This window comes from Shinella sp., from assembly GCF_052438155.1.
Classification (GTDB): domain Bacteria; phylum Pseudomonadota; class Alphaproteobacteria; order Rhizobiales; family Rhizobiaceae; genus Shinella.
This window is the reverse complement of record NZ_JBQVPI010000003.1, coordinates 238,713-256,751: the sequence shown is the minus strand read 5'-3', so window position 1 is coordinate 256,751 and position 18,039 is coordinate 238,713. Positions and strand designations below refer to the sequence as shown.

Sequence of the window (18,039 nt, the reverse complement as noted above, 5' to 3'; positions counted from 1 at the left end):
CGTGTCGGGCGCGGCATGTCCTCCCTGTCGCCGCGCCCCTAATTCCTGTCTGCCGGAGCCGCCATGACGACCGCCATTCTCGCTATCGACCAGGGCACCACGAATTCCAAGGCCGTGCTCGTTTCGACGACCGGGGAAATCCTGGCGCGCGGCGCGTCCCCGGTTGGCATCCAACACCCTCAGCCCGGCTGGGTCGAGCAGAGCCCGGCGCGCCTTTGGGAATCGGTCAAGGAGGCGATTGCCGACTGCCTGCAGACTGCCTCTGCAGTGGACATTCTGGGTATCGCGATTTCCAATCAGCGCGAATCCGTCACCATCTGGGACGCTGCCACCGGCAAGCCGCTCGGCCCGGTGGTGAGCTGGCAATGCCGTCGAAGTGCGCCGGCCTGCGCCGAGCTGATCGCCGCGGGCCATGCGCCACGCGTGCAGACTCTCACCGGCCTTCCCATCGATCCCATGTTTCCCGGCCCAAAGATGAAATGGCTGCTCGACCGCGTGCCGGCGGGATACGACGTCCGGCTCGGCACAATCGATGCTTGGCTGATCCATTGCTTCACCGATGGCGCGGTCCATGCCTGCGATGCGGCGAATGCCGCCCGCAGCCAGCTGTACGATCTCAAGCACCAGGTTTGGAGCGACGAACTCTGCGATCTGTTCGGCGTGCCGAAATTCACTCTGCCCGAAGTGCGCGACAGCGCCTCGAACTTCGGCGTGACCAGGAATGTGCCAGGCCTCCGGGACGGCATCCCGATTGCCTCGGCCATCGGCGACAGCCATGCCGCGCTCTTCGGTCACGGCGCCTTCAATCCCGGTGACGGCAAGGTCACCTTCGGCACCGGCTCGTCGATCATGACGACCCTGCCCCGCTTTATCGCGCCCCAGCAGGGCATCACCACCACCATCGCCTGGTCGATGAATGGTCAGCCGACCTATGCCTTCGAGGGCAATATCCTCGTATCCGCCGCAGCCCTGCCCTGGATGGCCGACATGCTTGGCCTCTCCGACGTGCAGGCCCTCACCGATCTCGCCGCGACCGCTCAGCCCGGCGGCCCCGGTTTCGTGCCGGCCTTCGTCGGCCTCGGTGCGCCCTATTGGCAGTCCGACGCGCGGGCACTGTTCTCCGCCATTACCTTCACCACGACGCGCGCCCAGATGGCGCGAGCAGTGACGGATTCGATGGCTTTCCAGGTCCACGATGTCTTCAAGGCGATGTCCGCGCAGTCACCGACGCCGCTCGGGCGCCTCTTTACGGACGGCGGGCCGAGCCGGAACACCTTCCTGATGCAATGCGTCGCCGACACGCTCGGCCACGCCGTCATCCAGTGCGATGCACCGGAAGCGTCTGCCCTCGGTGCCGCCTATCTCGCCGGGCTTTCGCTGGGTGTCTGGACAGATCTTGCCGCCATCGCCGCCCTGCCACGCGTCGGCAATCCCATCACGCCGCAGGCTTCCGACACCACCGATCGCCTGCTCGTCTGGCAGGATGCAATCTACCGCTCGACCGTATCGGGTCCTTCAATTATGAGTGAATAAAAATTCACTACCGGAGGATCCCATGGGACGGCTGAACGAGTTGCGGCTGATCGCCCGCGTTGCCCAGATGTACCACATCGAAGGCAAGCGACAGGCGGAGATCGCCGAGATCATGCACATGTCGCAGGCCACCGTTTCGCGCATGCTGAAGCGAGCCGAGCAGGAAGACATCGTGCGCACGACGGTCATTCCTCCGGCCGGCACGTTCGCGGACCTCGAAACCGCGCTTCGCGAGCGCTACCGCCTGACCGAAGCCATCGTCGTCGACTGCTCGGAAGACCGCGACGGCGCGATCATGGCACGCATCGGCGAGGCGGCGGCTCATTTCCTTGAGGTCACGCTGCAACAGGACGAAATCGTCGGCGTCTCCAGCTGGAGCCAGACCATCCTGCGCATGGTGGACAATATCCACCCACTGAAAAACGCCAAGGCCAAATACATCGTGCAGATTCTCGGGGGCATGGGCGATGCCTCGGTGCAGACCCACGCAACGCAGTTGACGGCGCGGCTTGCGAGACTGACCGGCGGAGAACCGCGGCTGCTGCTCGTCCAAGGCATCACCTCGTCACGTGAGGCCAAGCTCGTCATGCTGGCCGACCCGGTCGTGCGCGAAACGATGGACCTGTTCGGCCGCCTCAGCCTCGCGATCGTCGGCATCGGCGCGGTGGAGCCGTCTGAACTTCTCGCTCGCTCCGGCAATACCTTTTCCCGCCAGGAAATGGCGGTGCTGCAGGAGGCCGGCGCGGTCGGCGAGATTTCCTATCGGTTCTACGACAAGGACGGCAAGCCTGTCGAAACGCCGCTCAACGAGCGCGTCATCGGCATCTCGCTGGAAGATCTGCGCCGCACCAGCCGCGTCATGGCACTCGCGGGCGGAGAATCAAAAACCCAGGCCATCGCCGGAGCCCTGAAACTGGGCGTTATCGATGTGCTTGTCACCGACAGGTTCACTGCAGCACGCCTTACGGCCTGATCGAAGCCACCGGCCTGCTGCACATTATGGAGAAGAGACCATGAGACGTTTTGCGGGCCAGACAGTTTTCGTCACCGGGGGCAACAAGGGCATCGGGCGCGGGATTGCCAAGCGCTTTGCCGAAGAAGGCGCGAAGGTCGCCATGGCCGCCATCGAAAGCGATACGGCAGCGGTTGCCAAGGCACTGGGTGAGGAAACGGGAGCGGAGGTCATCGGCCTTACGCTGGACGTGACTGACACCAGGGCAGTGCAGGAAGCCTACGGCGAAACGGAAGCAAAACTCGGCGCCGTTTCGATCTCTGTCCAGAATGCCGGCGTCATCACCATCGCCAAGGTGGAAAACCTCACCGAGCGCGAATGGGACCTCAACCTCGACGTCAATACCAAGGGCGTCTTCCTTTGCTGCCAGGAGGCGATCCGTCGCTTCCGTGCCAGCGGCACCAAGGGCCGATTGATCAACACCGCCTCCGGCCAGGCCCGCCAGGGGTTTATCTACACCCCACACTATGCCGCCTCGAAGTTCGGCGTGATCGGCCTGACGCAGAGCCTCGCCAAGGAACTTGCCCGCGAAGGCATCACCGCCAACGCCATCTGCCCCGGCATCATCCACACCGAAATGTGGGACTACAACGACCGCGTCTGGGGCCAGATGCTCGGTGAGTACGGCCCGGGTGAACTGATGGCCGAATGGGTTGAAGGCATCCCGATGGGCCGCGCCGGCACCCCGGCCGAAGTCGCCGCACTCGTCACGTTCCTGGCATCGCAGGACGCCGCCTACATCACCGGCCAGACGATCAACGTGGATGGTGGGCTAATCATGTCGTGAGGCGTGGTCGGCACGATCTGTGTGCCGCACCACCACAGCGGCATGTGGCGGAAATCTCATGCCTCTGGCGAAGCTCGGTCCAAGGCGTTTTTTGACGGGATATCCTGCAAACGGCCTTGTTCACACGGAGGTCGCCGGCCGGCTTCTCAAGCCGCGCTTTCTCTTCCGGCACCTGCTTGAACTCAGCGACCTTGGCGCCCGCAAGCGCGGCATATTGCGTCATCCAGCGATAGAATGGCATCTCGGATATTCCGGGATGCCGGGCCGGCCAGGAAATCGACAGCCTTGTCGCGATCTGGCTCAGAGCGAAACAATGTGCTCCGACAAACAGCGGCTCTCCACTTTCGCCAGACCACCTCCTGCGTTACCTATCCGGTTTTTTAAAGCTGGCGCTTCACCGGAATTTAACGCGCGGGGAGTATGAGGTCGTTATATTCACGACATCTATGAATGGCGCCGCATCGTGCGGCCTCTGAAAAATAAAGTAGATATTCATGGCCAGCATTACGGAGTTTCGCGCCTACACCAACACGGCGGCGCGGCGGAACACTTTCTATAATTATTGCACGACCCGATACGTCCAGGACCAGGCAATCTTCTTCCTGCTTGTCGATGCCTTCAAGGCGGAGAAGCGCAAGCGGCAGGCTGCGTTCCTCAACGACTGGTTCATCAAGGGCAATATTCCTGATGAGTACACCCAGAACGGATATCTCGGCATCGTCAACATCTCCTCCGGATTGCAGGGCACTATCAGCACGAACACCACATCCGCGGTGTCCGCAGTCGGGCGCAACTTTGCGGACAAGATGAACAATCATGGCGGCGGGATGGGCGGCTTCTTCGGCGCGCTCAAGCAGAAACTGGGCGACACCACGGTCAGCGACAGCCTCTTCGACGCCGCTCAAGCGCAGGTCGTGACCATGCTGGACGACAACGGACGACATGGCTTCGGTGGCGTGGGTGGCGCCGGCGCGACTTACAAGCCTAATGGCGTCTACCAACCGGTTGGCGCGTTTTCCCAGCAGGTCATCCGCTTCCGCAAGGACCTGAAGATTGGCGGTTTCGACCCGGACAAGCTCGGGATCTTCTGAAGCGCCGGGCTCCTGGCCCGTCATCAAGCAATCTCACCGAGCGCCGGAGAGCAGCTTTTCCATCTTGCCAAGTAACCGCGGCAGGTCGATCGGCTTGGTATCGAAGTCGTCGCAACCCGCCTCCCGCGCCCGCGCCTCATCGACGCCCATGGCATGCGCCGTGAGCGCGATGATCGGCAGGCTCGTCCCCGCCGGGCCTGTGCGGATGCGACGCGTCGCTTCGCAACCGTCGATGCCGGGCAGGCCGATATCCATCAGGACGAGGTCGGGTCCGTCCGCTTCGGCCCGAACGACCGCCTCCTCGCCGTCGATCGCCAGAATGACCTCGTAGCCCTTCCGCTCCAGTCGCCTCGAGAGCATGTCGCGATTCATTTCATTGTCTTCCACCAGCAGAATTTTTGCCATCTCATGAATTCCCGGTCCCGCCCGGCCCTCGCGAGACGATCACGTCGCGAAGAGCCTGGGTGAGTTCGACATGGGCACCGTTGCCCTTTCCAATGATCTGCGTCGCGCGGGCGTTGAGCAGTTCGCGCTCCGCATTGGAGAGATGTTTGGCGGTGACCACGAGAACGGGAACCGCATTCCATTCCGCCCGCTCGCGCAACGCGGCGAGAAACTCGAAACCGTTCATTTCCGGCATCTGCAGATCCAGCAGGATGGCGATCGGCGGCGCGTTGGCGGCAAGCCAAGCCATGCCCTGGCGGCCGTTCTCCGTCAGCGCGACGCTGCTGCCGAGCCGCTCGACGGTGCGCTGCATCAGAAGCCGCGTCGCCGGGTCGTCCTCGACGACGAGCACCGTACCGCCCTGGCTGCCGCCTGTGAGCCGCGAAATGAAGTCGCTGAGTTCCCCGCGATCGACCGGCTTGGTCAGCATGGCGGCCGCCCCGAGCGTGAAGCCGAGCGCCTTCTCGTTGCTGATGCTGACGATAACGACGGGAATGGCCGATAGCTCAGGATCGGATTTGAGCGCGACGAGCACGGACCAGCCATCCATCTGCGGCATCAGGATATCGAGCGTGATCGCGGCGGGGCGATGTTTGCGCGCCATCTCAAGTGCCTGCTCGCCGGTGCCCGCGTAGAGGACGCGATAGCCTTCCCGCTTGAGGTGCGAGCCGATGATATTCAGCGACGCCTCGTCGTCATCGACGACGAGCACGCAGGGCCTTTCCGCCACCGCCGGCCTCGACGACGGCGGGTCGTCGCCCTCGCCCACCTCCTCGACCTGCGCCGTCTCGTCCGGATCGGGCAGAATGAAGATGAAGCGTGATCCCTCGCCAGGCCGGCTTTCCACCGTCAGGTCGCCGCCGAGCATCTGCGCGAAGCTGCGGCTGATCGCAAGCCCAAGGCCCGTGCCGCCGAACTTGCGCGATGTCGAGCTGTCGCCTTGCGAAAACGCCTGGAACAGTCGGCCGAGCTGTTCCTCGTTCATGCCGATGCCGCTATCGGCAACGGCCATCACCACCAGGCGATCCGCGCCCTTGCCCTGCCGCTCGATGGTCAGCGACACAGTTCCCTTTTCGGTGAACTTGCAGGCATTGCTCAGCAGGTTGAGCAGGGCCTGCTTGACCTTGGTGACATCGGTCTCGATCGTGCCGATGTCGGCCGGGCAGTTCAATACGAGACTGTTGTCGTTCTTGGCGGCAAGCGGGCGGATCAGCGCCGCCACGTCGCTTGCCAGCGCCCCGATGTCGAAACGTTCCTTGTAAACCTCCATGCGCCCGGCTTCGATCTTCGACAGGTCGAGAATGCCGTTTATGAGGCCGAGCAGATGGTTGCCGGCGCTCTCGATCTTCTTGAGATCGGATAGAGAATCGGTCTGGCCCGTATCCTCCGCATCCTCCTGCAGGATCTGCGCATAGCCAATGATCGCGTTGAGAGGCGTGCGCAACTCGTGGCTCATGTTGGCGAGAAACTCGGATTTCACCTGTGTGGCGCGCTGCGCCTCGTCGCGCGCATGCTCCAGCTCCTTTTGACGCTGGCGCAGTTCAGTGATGTCGACATAGACGATGGTGAAGCCACCCTCGTGCGTGCGGCGCTCGCTGATCTGCATCCAGCGGCCGTCCTTGAGCGGCGTGACACGCACTGCACTATGATCGTGGGCGGCAAGCCGGGCGGCGACCCATTCGTCGAACGGCTGGTCGAGTTCGACGACATGGCGCCCGCCCGCCTCAATCACGTCGCGGAAGGTCGACGTGCCGGCGACCATTTCTTCATGAGCGGGATGGATCTCCCGAAAACGCTGGTTCGTGATCAGCAATCGTTCGTCTGGGCCGTAGAGCGTGAAACCTTCGGCGATGCTCTCGATGGCATCGACGAGGGTCCTGCGCTGATGATCCGCCTCGCGGGTCAGGCGATCGCGCTCCGCCTGACTCTCCTTGAGGAGTTGCAGGGCCTCGCTCACCTGGCCGAGTTCGCCGCCACCGACTTCCGGCACCACGACATTCGCATCGCCGGCCGTGAGGCCCCGAACAGCCGAGACGATCTCGCCGAGCGGTTTCAGGATCGATCCGAGAATGATGACCGTAAGCCCGGCGCCGATGACCACGGCGGCAACCGACAGCAGCGATGCGACATTGGAGGCCCGCCCGAACTGCCGGAGAATGTTTGCTCGTGCGGCCTGGGCCTGGCTGGCCAGTTCACCCTGGAGGCTTGCAAGTTTTTCCTCTGCGCTGATGCCGTATCGGCGCGCTTCGGCAAAACGGGTGTTGCCGATGACGCGCTGGTCATCCGTATAGGCGTCCACGGCCTGGACGGCGAGTGCGTCGAAACGGGCAACCTCCGCCCTGATCGCCTCGGCCTCGGCGGGGCGATACTCGGCGAGCCTGTCGAGCCGCTCGCCGAGGCGCGTACGCGCCTCATCCGCACGGGTCTCCGCCAACGTAAGCAGGCTCACAGCAAGGTCGGCCTGCCAGTAGCGCAGGCTGTTGAATGCCGCGCGCACATCGTCCGAGAGCGCGATGATTTCCGCGACACGGGTCGCTTCATTTCCCGATTCAAGTGCATGGGAGAGTTCGCCCCGGGTATAGAGGCTGCTGCCGATCGTCGCGACGAGCAGCACTGTGGCAAGGATGATCAGCCGCACCCGGATCGACAGGCGCCTGAGCGAGAAGACCGACGCGGTTGCACCACTCATTGCGGAATGAGCCCGATGCTGATCACGCCGCCAAGGTCGCCCTCATGCGCACCCTCCTTCGGGTAGCCGGTAATGTCGAGTTCTCCGGCCGGAGCGCCGTGACAGGTGAGACAGGACGGCACGTAGTATTCGGGCACCATGATACGCGCCCTCTCCTGGCCACCCTCGGAAACCATGGCCGAGTAGATCTGGCCCTTCGGCCAGTCGGCGGCCTCGAGATAGTCGCGGATCGCCGCCGCTTCGAAGGTATCCGGCCGAGCCTTGCGGTTGCGGATCAGCACGGGCGGCGCGGTGAACTTCATGCTCGCCTCCTCGCCGACACGAGCCTCGAAAGCCTCGGCGACCAGGCGCGTGAAGGTGGCGGGGATGAAGCCCTTGAAGCCCACGCCCTTGGCGTTGATCGTCGACTGGTTGGCGTCCATCACCTCGACCACGGCGTCCATCTGTGCCTGGATGAGCCGCCCCTCATAGGAGGCCGGATCGATGGTGTTCGGATCCCGGCCGGTGGCTTTGCTGTAATTGGCGATAGCCTTTTCCAGCACGGCCGCGCCTGTCAGCCCCTTGTCGCCGAGCGCCGGATCGTTGATCAGGTCCTGGTTGACGGACACCACTGCGCGGGCGGATTGCAGCATGGTCGCGAGGTTTCGCGCGATTGCGAGATCGGCTGGCCCAGCCTCCGCGGCGACGGCACCTGTTGCGATGAGCGGGAGGACCAGGAGCGCGGCCAGGCCGCATTTCACGAACGGGTTGATCACCGATTCCTCCTCCGCATGCAGCACGCCGCCACTACGATGATGGGAAGATAGCGGAATTCTCTCTACCGGCAATCGGCAAATCGGCTAGGGGGCACCCGCCAACGCGGGCCAGATGGCCACGCGAACACGATTTTGTGAATGGGAGAGCGGAAAAAGGCCGGCTCAGAAGCGGATTTCGAGCAGGGAAAAGTCGTCCGGCAGTGGGCCGTCGCCGTTGAACGACCGGACCCAGGCCAGAACGTCCTGCGGTCCGCACTTCTCCGCTTCCGCGTGGTCGGCCAGCGCCTCGACGCTCAGCATCTCATCATCGGGACCGTTTACCTCGAACGTGCCGTCGCTGATGACGAGCAGCCGGTCTCCGGCTGCAACATGGGTCACGCTGCTTTCGTAGTCCATCTCCGGCAGAGCCCCGATCGCGATGCCGCCAACGGTGATGAGAAGCTCGCGGGATGGCGTGCCTTCCGGGTGGTTTTCGCCGCGCAGCAGGATCGACGGCGGATGGCCTCCGGTCGCATAACGCAGCTCGCCGGTGCTCGCCTTGTAGACGCCATACCAGATGGTGAAGAACATGTTGTTCTGCTTTTCCATCGGAAACGTGTCGTTCAAGGCCTTCAGGACCGTCGAAGGGTCCCGGAAATCAGCGTTTGCAAGCGCCGACGCCCGCAACACGTTGATGACCGTGACGGACAGCAGGGCAGCGCCGACTCCGTGGCCACAGACATCAAGCAGGTAGATGGCGAAATGATCGTCATCGATCTGATGGTAGCCGAAGGAATCTCCGCCGAGTTCGGTGGAGGGCACCAGCAGCCAGTCGGTCGCCGGAGACGCGGCGCGTTTGTCCGGCAGGATGGAAAAGACATAGCGGCCGGCATCACTCAACTCGTCGTCAAGCCGCGCCCGCGTGCGCTCCAGAAGGATGTTCTGGTCGGCCAGCTGGTCTTCCACGGCCTCGCCGTGCTCGATCATCGCTTCGTAGAGAAGCTTCAGATCTTCGTATTCTGCCTCCAGTTGTGCGAAATCGATGCGCAGCTGCGCAAGCTCCGCAGCGTCTCCGATTGCTGGGGATGAGGAAGAAACGACCGGTGAATTTGACGAATCATTCATGATTGTATGGAAAACTTCCGCATGGGTTCGGAGGGGACGGCGCAACCACCGATATTATATCGAGCGCGCCGCTCTCGGCTGGCAGCTTCTGCACCGCCAGCACTTCGGACATTACATAGTTTAGGAATTTCCCGAAAGATAGATAAGCGCGCGGTGGCACCTCCCGCTTACGAAATCACGAGGCAAGGGCGAATGAATCTGGGAGCAGTGCAGAAGGACGCGGATAACCACCCGCTGCTTCTTGAATTCGACATGGACATAAGCGGCTTTACGTCCAACTGGGCCTATTGCGACCGGCTGTCGACCTATTTCGCACGAATGATCAGTCACAACCGCAGCGATTCGCTGCTCTATTCTAACCTGTTCTCCTCGGCATTGAATGAATTGCTGGAAACGGTCTACCGCCTGCACAAGCCGTCCGGCAGCTTCGTCTGTTCGGTCACGCGCTCAGGCGCCAGCGACCGCATCGCACTCACCATCCCCGTCGATGCGGAGGCTGCTGGCTTCTACCGCGACGCCGTCGAGATCCTGAATCAAGGCGACGTCGCCTCCCGATATCACAAGGCGCTTTTCGCCGAAGGCCCCTTGCAGCAGAACATCGGACTGCTCGAACTCGCCGTCGATTATGCAGCACGTTTTTCCATTGAACCCGCCGACGGAGATGCCATCCGTCTCGTCGCCGAACTCACGCTCGAGGCACCTGCCGCATGATCGCCGAACCGCTTGTCCAGACTTACAAGGTCACCTTCGACGAAAACAATCAGGAGTTCGCACTTTCCGGCGCGATGCGCCCGCAGCGCGACACCGAGATGGCGGATTGCGTCCGCCTCCTGGAAAAGTCGGTCGCTTCAATCCGCGGGACCTTCTACGTCAACGTGAAGCGTCTCGTACGCCTGAACAATGTGGCGTTCCACGTGCTTGCCGGCGCGCTTTTGAAGGCGGCCGAGGATAGGCCCGACATCCGGATCGCAATCGTCACGTCGAGCGTGATCGGCTGGTCGACGAAGAAATTCAGCGCGCTGACCGCAAAGAACGCGCGGATCGTCGTCGAGGAATATGACAGCGAATTCTATCCCGGCCAGGCCTTCCTGGAAGAAGGCGGCTTCGTGCCGGTGCTGCGCACGCAGACGAAGCTAACCTGGAAGCACGAACGCGCCATCCTGCCGCGCCATGGGCTCGAGCCCGGCATGACCATGGCCGACATCTGCTGCGGCATCGGTGACTTCGCGGTGCTGGTTGCAAAGGAGTTCGCTCCTTCGCGCATCGTGGCGCTCGACCACTCGAAATCGAGCCTCGCCTATGCGCGCCAGGTCGCCAGCGAGTTCCAGATAGCCGGCATAGAATACATCTATGGCGACGCCGCCGAGATGCTCCTCGAGGACGGCCAGTTCGACTTCGTCTCCTGCCGCCATGCGCTGCAGATCTTCAACAAGCCGGAAATGATCGTCAACGAGCTCGTGCGCATCTGCAAGCCCGGCGGCCGCGTCTACGTTACCAACGAGAAGATTTCCCAATGCCTCGGCGAGCCGCGCGGCCCGAGCATCGAATGGACCTACGAGCAGCTGTCGAAGCTTTTCGCGGATTTCGACATGGATCTGGAGTTCGGCCCGAAGAGCTATCAGGCACTGCAGCGCGCGGGCCTGGAAGACATTCGCATCGAGAGCTTCATGGTGACCAACCGTGACGGCGATCCGCAGGCCTTTGCCGACATGATCATGGCATGGGAAGAGATGTTTGCGGGCGGCATGTCCGAGAGGCGCGGCGATGACGCAGCCTTCGTGGAAAAATTCCGCCGCGGCTTCGAAGATCATATCGCAGCAGCCCTGCACCCGGGCGGCTATGCCGGCTGGCCGGTATGGGTGGCTTCGGGACGCAAGCCCCGATGAGTGACGTTGCAGAAACACGGCCCTCACGCTGGGGGTTCTCACTGACCTCGTTCCGGGCCAAATTCGTGCTCGTCGTTGGCGGCGCGGTGCTGGTGGATCTGCTCCTGGCGGGCGGCATCGCATTGTGGAACGTGAACCGTCTCTCCACCAATGCCATGCAGGAAGTCGGCCTCGGCCTCGAAAAGGCGAACATCGAATACCTGCAGAACTACATCACGACGACGGTCGAGCGCACCGACCTGCTGCTCGATCGCTATCATTCTGAAGTCAACGGTCTTGCCGGGTCGATGCAGACCCTCATCGACAATCCGGGCCTCTACGACAAGCTCGGTACGGAACTCGCAGGCGACGGCAAGCTGACAACGCCGCTGACCTACAACCAGGCCGGAAACTGGTGGCAGAACCAGCCGGGCAAAGCCTCGGCCGTCACGGTCTGGGGCTATCTGCTCGACGAGAACAAGCAGCCGACGCCCTCGGCGCTGAAGACCGTCCGCGACAGCGCCGCCTTCGACCTGTTCGGACCGAGCATGCTAGAGGCTGGCCCGCCGAAGCTGCAAATGTACTATATCGGCCCGCGCGAAAACCCTATCCTGCGCTCGACACCCTATAACGACCAGGGTTCCGTTTTCGACAAGGTCTATCCCGGCCACAACGAAACGAACTGGTGGGATTTCTATTTCCCCGGCCTTTACGAGACGTGGCAGTCCTGGCTTGCCAAGCCTTCGGAACGGCCGGTCGATAGCGCCATCACCATGCTGTCGCCCTATCTCGACGGCATCACGGGCAAGATCATCGTCAGCTTCTTCCAGCCGCTCCACACGCCCGATCGCAAGGACCTGAACGGCATCGTCGGTGTCGACCTGACGCTCGACCAGCTGGCCGACATCGTCAAGAGCGTGAAGATCGCCGAGACGGGCTTCGCCTTCCTCTCCATGTCGAACGGCAATGTGCTCGCCGTCACGGAAGAGGGCGAGAAGACGCTCGGCGTCAAGATCAACAGCGAAGGCGGCTTTGACCGGCGGCTGGCGCATAGCGGTCAGGCGGCGATCGCCTCGCTCGCCATGCCATCGAACAAGGATACCGTCCTCACCACCCTGACGCTCACGGAGAATGGCGAGGACGTGCCCTATGTCGTACTCCTCAAGCAGCTCGACGCGACGAACCTCTATACCGGCAAGGTCCCCGTAACCCGCGAAGTCATGTCGCTCGGCTTCATGGTTCCCGAGCGCGAAATCTATGCGTCGCTGATCGCTGCGCGGGAAGGCATCTCGGCGGAGACGCGTCAGGTCGTGACCTGGCAGATCGGCACCATCATCGTTTCGCTGCTGATCGTCCTCACCGCCGTCTTCGCGATTTCCGGCCGTATCACCGCCGGGCTTCGCGCGCTTGCCGACGCGGCGCGGCGTCTTCAGGAGAAGGACTACTCCGTGCGCGTCGCCATTCCGGCCCGCGACGAGGTGGCTGCGGTTGGCCTCGCCTTCAACCGCATGGCGGAAGAAATCAGCTATCACACGGAAAACCTCGAGAACCTCGTCACCGAGCGCACGCGTGCGCTCGAAACCGCAAACGAGGAGATCAACGGGCTGAACGCCAAGCTCAAGAGCGAAAACCTGCGCCTCGGCGCCGAACTCGACGTGGCGCGCCACATCCAGATGATGGTGCTGCCGCGGCGCGAGGAACTCGACGAAATCAAGGGCATCGACGTCTCCGGCTACATGGAGCCGGCCGACGAGGTGGGTGGCGACTATTTCGACGTGCTGCACGACGACCGGCGCCTGAAGGTCGGCATCGGCGACGTCACCGGACACGGTCTTGAAAGCGGCGTGCTCATGCTGATGGTCCAGTCCGTGGCGCGCGGCCTGCAGGAACAGGGCGACGAAAACCCCTGTGACTTCCTGGAAGTCCTCAATCGTGCCGTTTTCAAGAACATCCAGCGCACCAAGACGGACAAGCATCTGTCGCTCGCCTTTCTCGACTACGCAGACCGCAAGATCACGCTGTCGGGCCAGCACGAAGAAGTGCTCGTGCTGCGCGACAACGACGAGGTCGAACGGATCGACACGATGGATCTCGGCTTTCCGATCGGGCTTGAACGCGACATCGGCCCGTTCATCTCGACGCACGAATTCCCCTTCGATTCCGGTGACGTCATCGTCCTGCACACGGACGGTGTCACGGAAGCAGAAAGCCCCGGCGGCGAACTGTTCGGCTTCGACCGGCTGTGCGAGAGCGCCAAGAAATACCGCCGCAAGAGTGCCGACGAGATCAAGGATGGCATCATCGCCGATCTCATGGCGCATATCTCCACACAGAAGATCCACGACGACATCACGCTCGTCGTCATGAAACACAGGTAACGTCATGGAAGCCACATTCGGACAGGTGGAATTCACCAACGGCGCCGGCGCGCTGAAAAACCGCATCCGTCTTGCCGACGGGCCACTCGACCTGGCCTGGCAGCATTGCGGCGTCACATCGGAGTTCCTCGGTGACTTCTTCGCCCTGAAACGGGCGGGAGACGGCGCCGACTACAATGAGGCGCGCCACAGCATCGGCTATCTGACGAACGAGCTTCTCGAAAATGCGTTGAAGTTCCGCCACAGAGATGGCATCACCCTTGACGCGTCGCTCGACGGGGACTGTTTTGAAATCCGCATCAGCAACCTGATCACTCAGGAGACGGCGAGCAAATTCCAGACGCTTCTTGCAGAGCTGACAACACGCGATCCGGGTGAGCTTCTCATCGAGCGCATCGAGGAAAATGCAGAGAACATGCATTCGAGCGGCTCGGGACTTGGCCTGCTCACGCTGATGAACGACTATGGCGCCCGTCTCGGCTGGCGTTTCCAACCGGCGACAGGAACCGATGCCATGCGCCTCGACACCTTTGCCGCACTCGACATCGTTTGAGACAGAAATTTACTGGGAGTGTATTGCTGAAAATGGAAATCAAAACAAACGACTATCGCGTCTGGAGCGAAGGTGCGGCGATCCACTACGAGGGCACCATGCGCCTCTCCGGCACGGAGGCCTACGCGCCTATCCTCGACCTGATGCAACAGGTGCTGGCCGAGAAGCCGGAAACGATCACGCTCGATCTGTCCGGGCTCGAATTCCTGAACAGCTCCGGCATCAACCTGCTCGCGAAGTTCACCATCGACGTTCGCAAGCAGCAAGGCAGCAAGCTTCTGGTCAAGGGCAGTACGCAGATTCCGTGGCAGTCCAAGTCCTTGCCAAACCTCAAGAAACTGCATCCTGCCGTCGAGCTGGTGATCAGCTGATCGTAAGCAGCCGCGCGACGTCGGCAGCCGCCGGACGGAGCGCGGCGTCCCCGATCCCGGTCCGCAGACAGCGGATCAGGACGGGATCGTCGCTTTCAAGCGACATGGATATTTCGAAGGCCGGCCTCTCGCCGGCCGTCCGGCGGCGCAATACCGCCTCCGCAGCGCCGGAATAGGGTTTTTGCCCCGTCAGCAGGAACAGGCCAAGGGCCGAGAGCGACCACATGTCGGCGGCCGGCCCGACTGGCCCGCCCAAAAGCTGCTCCGGCGCCATCCAGGCCGGTGTACCGGAAAGCTCCTCGCGCTGCAGATCGTCTCCCGGCGTCCCGGCAATACCGAAATCGATGAGAACCGGCGTGTCACCGCGAAACAGGATGTGCGCGGGCTTCACGTCGCGATGAACCACGCCGCGCGCATGAACGAATGCGAGCGCGTCGGCAAGGCGTGAAAGCAGCAGCCTGACGGCCACGGCGCTGCCATGTCGTGCCGCCACCATCGGCTCCGAAAGGCCGTTGTCCAGCGCTTCGAAGGCGATCCAGTCGTCTCCCTCGGCAAGAAGCCGCGGCAGTGAGGGATGCAGCAGGAGGCGCGCGAAGCGCCGCTCCCGCTCGAAACGCCGCAGCGCCACGGCGTCTTGCACCGCAGTGTCGGTCAAGCGCTTGACGACGACCGGTGTCCCGGCCGCGATCTGCGACCGATAGACCAGGGCCGGGCCGTTCCCGCGAAGCACCTCGCCGACCGTTGGGACGCCAAGCCCGCCCATGGCGCTAGATCGCGCCGATCCGCCGCCACATCGGCAGGGCGGTGGCAAGGATCATCTCGACATTCTCCCGTATGACGCGGCGTGCTTCCGCCTCGTCCTCGATCGGGACGCCCTCGTTGCGCAGCTTGTCGCCCCGTTTCTCCAGCAGACCCTGGATCGCTGCCGTGATGGCGCCAGCCTCCGGCTCGACGCCGGCGCAGAGCACTTCGTAGGCCAGCATTTCGAACAGACGCACCGTGATACCGGAGCCAAGCCCGGCTGCCGCAAGCGCACAGACGGCGCGGCCTTCGTCGGCGCAGATGCGCAGATGCGCCTGGTTGTAGTCCCGCACCCAGGCAACATTCTCCTCGGTCACTGCGTTCGACAGCGCCATCGCCTGCCGGGAGCCGATCAGCATGCCCAGGATCTCTCGCTCCGTGGCGGTCGATCCGTCCGCCTCGGGCAGGCTTTTCAGCGCGCCTATCGTCATCGGCGTTTCGGCAAGCGCTGCAAGGGCGGGACCGTAGAAGGCTTCGTTGAGCGTGGCCTCGCCGACCGGCACCTTTATCGCAAGCGTTACCGCCGACGGCGGAACCACTAGGCAAAGCTTGCGGGCAGCAAGCCGCTCTTCCAGCCGCCGCGGTGCGATCGGCCGGGGCCCGCGCATGTAGATATCGCGCCGGAAGCTGCGGGCGAGGAAGAAATCACGCGCGGTTTCCGCATAGGTCGCGGGCAGGCCATCGATGAGGCCGCGCTGTTCGCCGGTCATGGAGAGGTCTGGATAATTCTCGAAAAGATTGGCCGTTCCGACGAAGGAGAGCTTTGCGTCCGCCAGATCCTGAGCCACGTCGATCTGGTAGCAGGGCGCCCAATGGGCGTTCAGATATTCGTGGCTGAGATAGGCGGTTCCCTCCACCCGCTCCTTGTCGAGCCGGTCAAGCATATCCGACGGGATCATGTCGGCACCCGCTTTGGAAAAGGCGCGCGCCATGTCGAGCGCCCGCAACACACGCCGATCGCTGCGATCGTTATCGAGCGAGGCGAACAGGCTGACCAGCCGTTGCATCGGCGTGGTCGCCGTCCAGCGCGGCAAGGCATTGTAGGTAACGTATAACAGCCCGCCGGGCTTCAGATGACGGGAGGCAAAATCGACGATATAGCGGCGGTTCTCGCGGCTGACCCAGCTCCAGACGCCATGCAACGCGATGTAGTCAAACATCGGCAGGCCGGGCTGCCGGCCGCAGGCGAGGTCTTCGAAGGAGGCTTCCTCCAGGCGGATGTTGCTGACACTGCCGGCACCCGCGAGCGCGCGACCGCGTGCAATATGCGCCGGGTTGAAATCGAAGCCCCAGACCGTGCTTTGCGGATTGGCTGCGGCGATCGTCAGCGCCGTCTCGCCCACGCCGCAACCGAGCTCGCAATAGGCAAATGCCTCTCCCTCCCCGACGGGTGGCTCCACGCCGCGCAGCAGGCAGGCGACGTCCAGATGCGCCGGCGTCTGCTCGACATAGAATCCGGGAAGATACTCGATGTCGGAGACATAACCATTGGTCCAGTCGTTCATGGGGCAATCCTATATTCGAGAAAACTCATAAAAAGATTTAAAAACAATGGGGCTAGCGCAGATGCGGCGGCGGGCGGAACTGTATGGCGGCCGGCTCCCGGCGTGGCCGGGCGGGCTGAAGCCAGGTGTTCCAGCCGAGCCGGCTCGACGTAAGCGCCGCACGGTCGCCGCCGAGCTGGAGCGCCGGAACGTGGCCAGGCTTCAACTCCAGGCGGATGTTGAACATCTTGTCGGGCCCAAGCGCGGTCGCCGCAAGATCCGTCAGCAGGCGCGAGCGGCTTCCGTCCGGCAGAAGCGAGCGGAAGGCGGAATAGGCGAGCGCTTCCACGCAGATCGTGACGGCAGACTGAATGTCGAATGTCCGGGTGCCGATCACTGCATCGTCGCCGAGACGGGCGAAGCTTCCTTGGGGTCGCAGACGATCAGGCAGCTGTGTGCGGTCGGACGGCGCGATCGGATACCACTCGCCGGAAAACTGCTCGACCCGCAACGCGTGTCCGAGCGCACCGGACAGTGCCCGCTCGATCGCCGTCGCCGACCGGCCCTGCCGGGCGAGCAGCCCGCCGAAGAAGACGAAGGTATGGTCGCCCGCTTTCGTCCGGTTCGCCATTGCCGGAAGACCGAAACCGACGAGGGATTTCAGCGCATGGTCTATGGTCGCAGGTGTCGCCACCTGCGCTGCCCGCTCACGCTCGATAACGGGGCGATACTTGGCCCAGGCATTGTAAAGCAGCCCCGACAGCCGGTTGTTGAAAACATCAAAGAACTCGCGCAGCGCAAAATTGCGCTCACGCACGCTCATCTGCACGAGTTCGCTCAACGCATGCGGCAGCACGCCGGAAGGGCCGGTCAACCCGACCAGCGTCTGCGTCATCTCGACCGGGCCGCCACTGCGTGGCCGGCGGACGGAGAGCACTTCGGCGGACGCGAAACCGAGTGGTACCGACGAGCGGATCCTCAAGGAGGCGCGCTCCGGGTCCACCCCCTGGCCGACCGGGTCCACAGGCTTGTGCGCAATGTCGCGTCCTTCCTCGGCACCAAGCGCCTCCAGGATGCGCACCATCTGGAAGAGATCAAACGCCTGCGGCGCATCGAACACGCGCGCGACGAGAGCCTGCCCGCCTTTCCTCGAATTGCGCAAATCCCCTACC

16 protein-coding genes are annotated in these 18,039 nt (G+C 63.0%); 9 read left to right on the top strand and 7 right to left on the bottom strand.

Translation table 11 applies throughout. From position 1 onward, the window contains the following. The first annotated feature begins 63 nt into the window (after positions 1–63). From ACT6VE_RS08145 to ACT6VE_RS08130, 4 genes are all read left to right on the top strand, one after another. Positions 64–1,533, top strand: coding sequence for an FGGY family carbohydrate kinase (locus ACT6VE_RS08145; protein ID WP_444798104.1), 1,470 nt, complete (start codon positions 64–66; stop codon positions 1,531–1,533). Positions 1,534–1,555: 22 nt separating this feature from the next. After that, positions 1,556–2,506: a sugar-binding transcriptional regulator gene (locus ACT6VE_RS08140; RefSeq protein WP_444798103.1), complete on the top strand. Its 951-nt coding sequence runs from the start codon at positions 1,556–1,558 to the stop codon at positions 2,504–2,506. Between the two features lie 40 nt (positions 2,507–2,546). Then, on the top strand, positions 2,547–3,332 hold the full coding sequence (locus tag ACT6VE_RS08135) for an SDR family oxidoreductase (RefSeq protein ID WP_444798102.1): 786 nt from the start codon (positions 2,547–2,549) through the stop codon (positions 3,330–3,332). Positions 3,333–3,826: 494 nt separating this feature from the next. Then, positions 3,827–4,423: a hypothetical protein gene (locus ACT6VE_RS08130; protein WP_444798101.1), complete on the top strand. Its 597-nt coding sequence runs from the start codon at positions 3,827–3,829 to the stop codon at positions 4,421–4,423. 33 nt (positions 4,424–4,456) lie between these two features. Here the strand turns inward: ACT6VE_RS08130 and ACT6VE_RS08125 are convergent, their stop codons facing one another. The 4 genes from ACT6VE_RS08125 to ACT6VE_RS08110 all read right to left on the bottom strand — a co-directional run bounded on the left by ACT6VE_RS08125 (position 4,457) and on the right by ACT6VE_RS08110 (position 9,415). After that, positions 4,457–4,828, bottom strand: a complete 372-nt coding sequence (locus ACT6VE_RS08125) for a response regulator (RefSeq protein ID WP_444798100.1) — start codon at positions 4,826–4,828, stop codon at positions 4,457–4,459. Between the two features lies 1 nt (position 4,829). Next, positions 4,830–7,556: a response regulator gene (locus ACT6VE_RS08120; protein ID WP_444798099.1), complete on the bottom strand. Its 2,727-nt coding sequence runs from the start codon at positions 7,554–7,556 to the stop codon at positions 4,830–4,832. Next, on the bottom strand, positions 7,553–8,311 hold the full coding sequence (locus ACT6VE_RS08115) for a Tll0287-like domain-containing protein (protein WP_444798098.1): 759 nt from the start codon (positions 8,309–8,311) through the stop codon (positions 7,553–7,555). Before ACT6VE_RS08115 ends, ACT6VE_RS08120 begins: the two co-directional genes overlap by 4 nt. A gap of 162 nt (positions 8,312–8,473) precedes the next feature. After that, a complete protein-coding gene (locus tag ACT6VE_RS08110; protein ID WP_444798097.1) occupies positions 8,474–9,415 on the bottom strand; it encodes a PP2C family protein-serine/threonine phosphatase in 942 nt (313 codons plus the stop codon). 192 nt (positions 9,416–9,607) lie between these two features. On the opposite strand from ACT6VE_RS08110, the gene ACT6VE_RS08105 reads away from it, so the two are divergent. Genes ACT6VE_RS08105 through ACT6VE_RS08085 form a run of 5 tightly spaced genes read left to right on the top strand, consistent with a single transcriptional unit; the run spans position 9,608 to position 14,582 of the window. After that, positions 9,608–10,126: a ubiquinone biosynthesis methyltransferase UbiE gene (locus tag ACT6VE_RS08105; protein ID WP_444798096.1), complete on the top strand. Its 519-nt coding sequence runs from the start codon at positions 9,608–9,610 to the stop codon at positions 10,124–10,126. Beyond that, entirely contained in the window at positions 10,123–11,301 is a 1,179-nt protein-coding gene (locus tag ACT6VE_RS08100; RefSeq protein ID WP_444798095.1) for a methyltransferase domain-containing protein, read from the top strand. Before ACT6VE_RS08105 ends, ACT6VE_RS08100 begins: the two co-directional genes overlap by 4 nt. Next, a complete protein-coding gene (locus ACT6VE_RS08095) occupies positions 11,298–13,658 on the top strand; it encodes a SpoIIE family protein phosphatase (RefSeq protein WP_444798094.1) in 2,361 nt (786 codons plus the stop codon). The genes ACT6VE_RS08100 and ACT6VE_RS08095 overlap by 4 nt, the downstream gene beginning before the upstream one ends. 4 nt (positions 13,659–13,662) lie before the next feature. Next, positions 13,663–14,211 carry a slr1658 superfamily regulator gene (locus ACT6VE_RS08090; protein ID WP_444798093.1) on the top strand — a complete coding sequence of 183 codons (549 nt, stop codon included), beginning with the start codon at positions 13,663–13,665 and terminating at the stop codon, positions 14,209–14,211. Between the two features lie 32 nt (positions 14,212–14,243). After that, positions 14,244–14,582, top strand: coding sequence for a slr1659 superfamily regulator (locus ACT6VE_RS08085; protein ID WP_444798092.1), 339 nt, complete (start codon positions 14,244–14,246; stop codon positions 14,580–14,582). Here ACT6VE_RS08085 and ACT6VE_RS08080 read toward each other — a convergent pair. The 3 genes from ACT6VE_RS08080 to tssG are packed head-to-tail and all read right to left on the bottom strand — an operon-like array spanning position 14,575 to position 18,029. Then, positions 14,575–15,345: a protein kinase domain-containing protein gene (locus ACT6VE_RS08080; RefSeq protein ID WP_444798091.1), complete on the bottom strand. Its 771-nt coding sequence runs from the start codon at positions 15,343–15,345 to the stop codon at positions 14,575–14,577. The genes ACT6VE_RS08085 and ACT6VE_RS08080 overlap by 8 nt on opposite strands. A 4-nt stretch (positions 15,346–15,349) precedes the next feature. Next, positions 15,350–16,888, bottom strand: coding sequence for a class I SAM-dependent methyltransferase (locus tag ACT6VE_RS08075; RefSeq protein WP_444798090.1), 1,539 nt, complete (start codon positions 16,886–16,888; stop codon positions 15,350–15,352). A 52-nt stretch (positions 16,889–16,940) separates the two neighbouring features. Beyond that, complete coding sequence (tssG, locus tag ACT6VE_RS08070) at positions 16,941–18,029, bottom strand: type VI secretion system baseplate subunit TssG (RefSeq protein WP_444798089.1); 1,089 nt, start codon at positions 18,027–18,029, stop codon at positions 16,941–16,943. Positions 18,030–18,039: the final 10 nt, after the last annotated feature.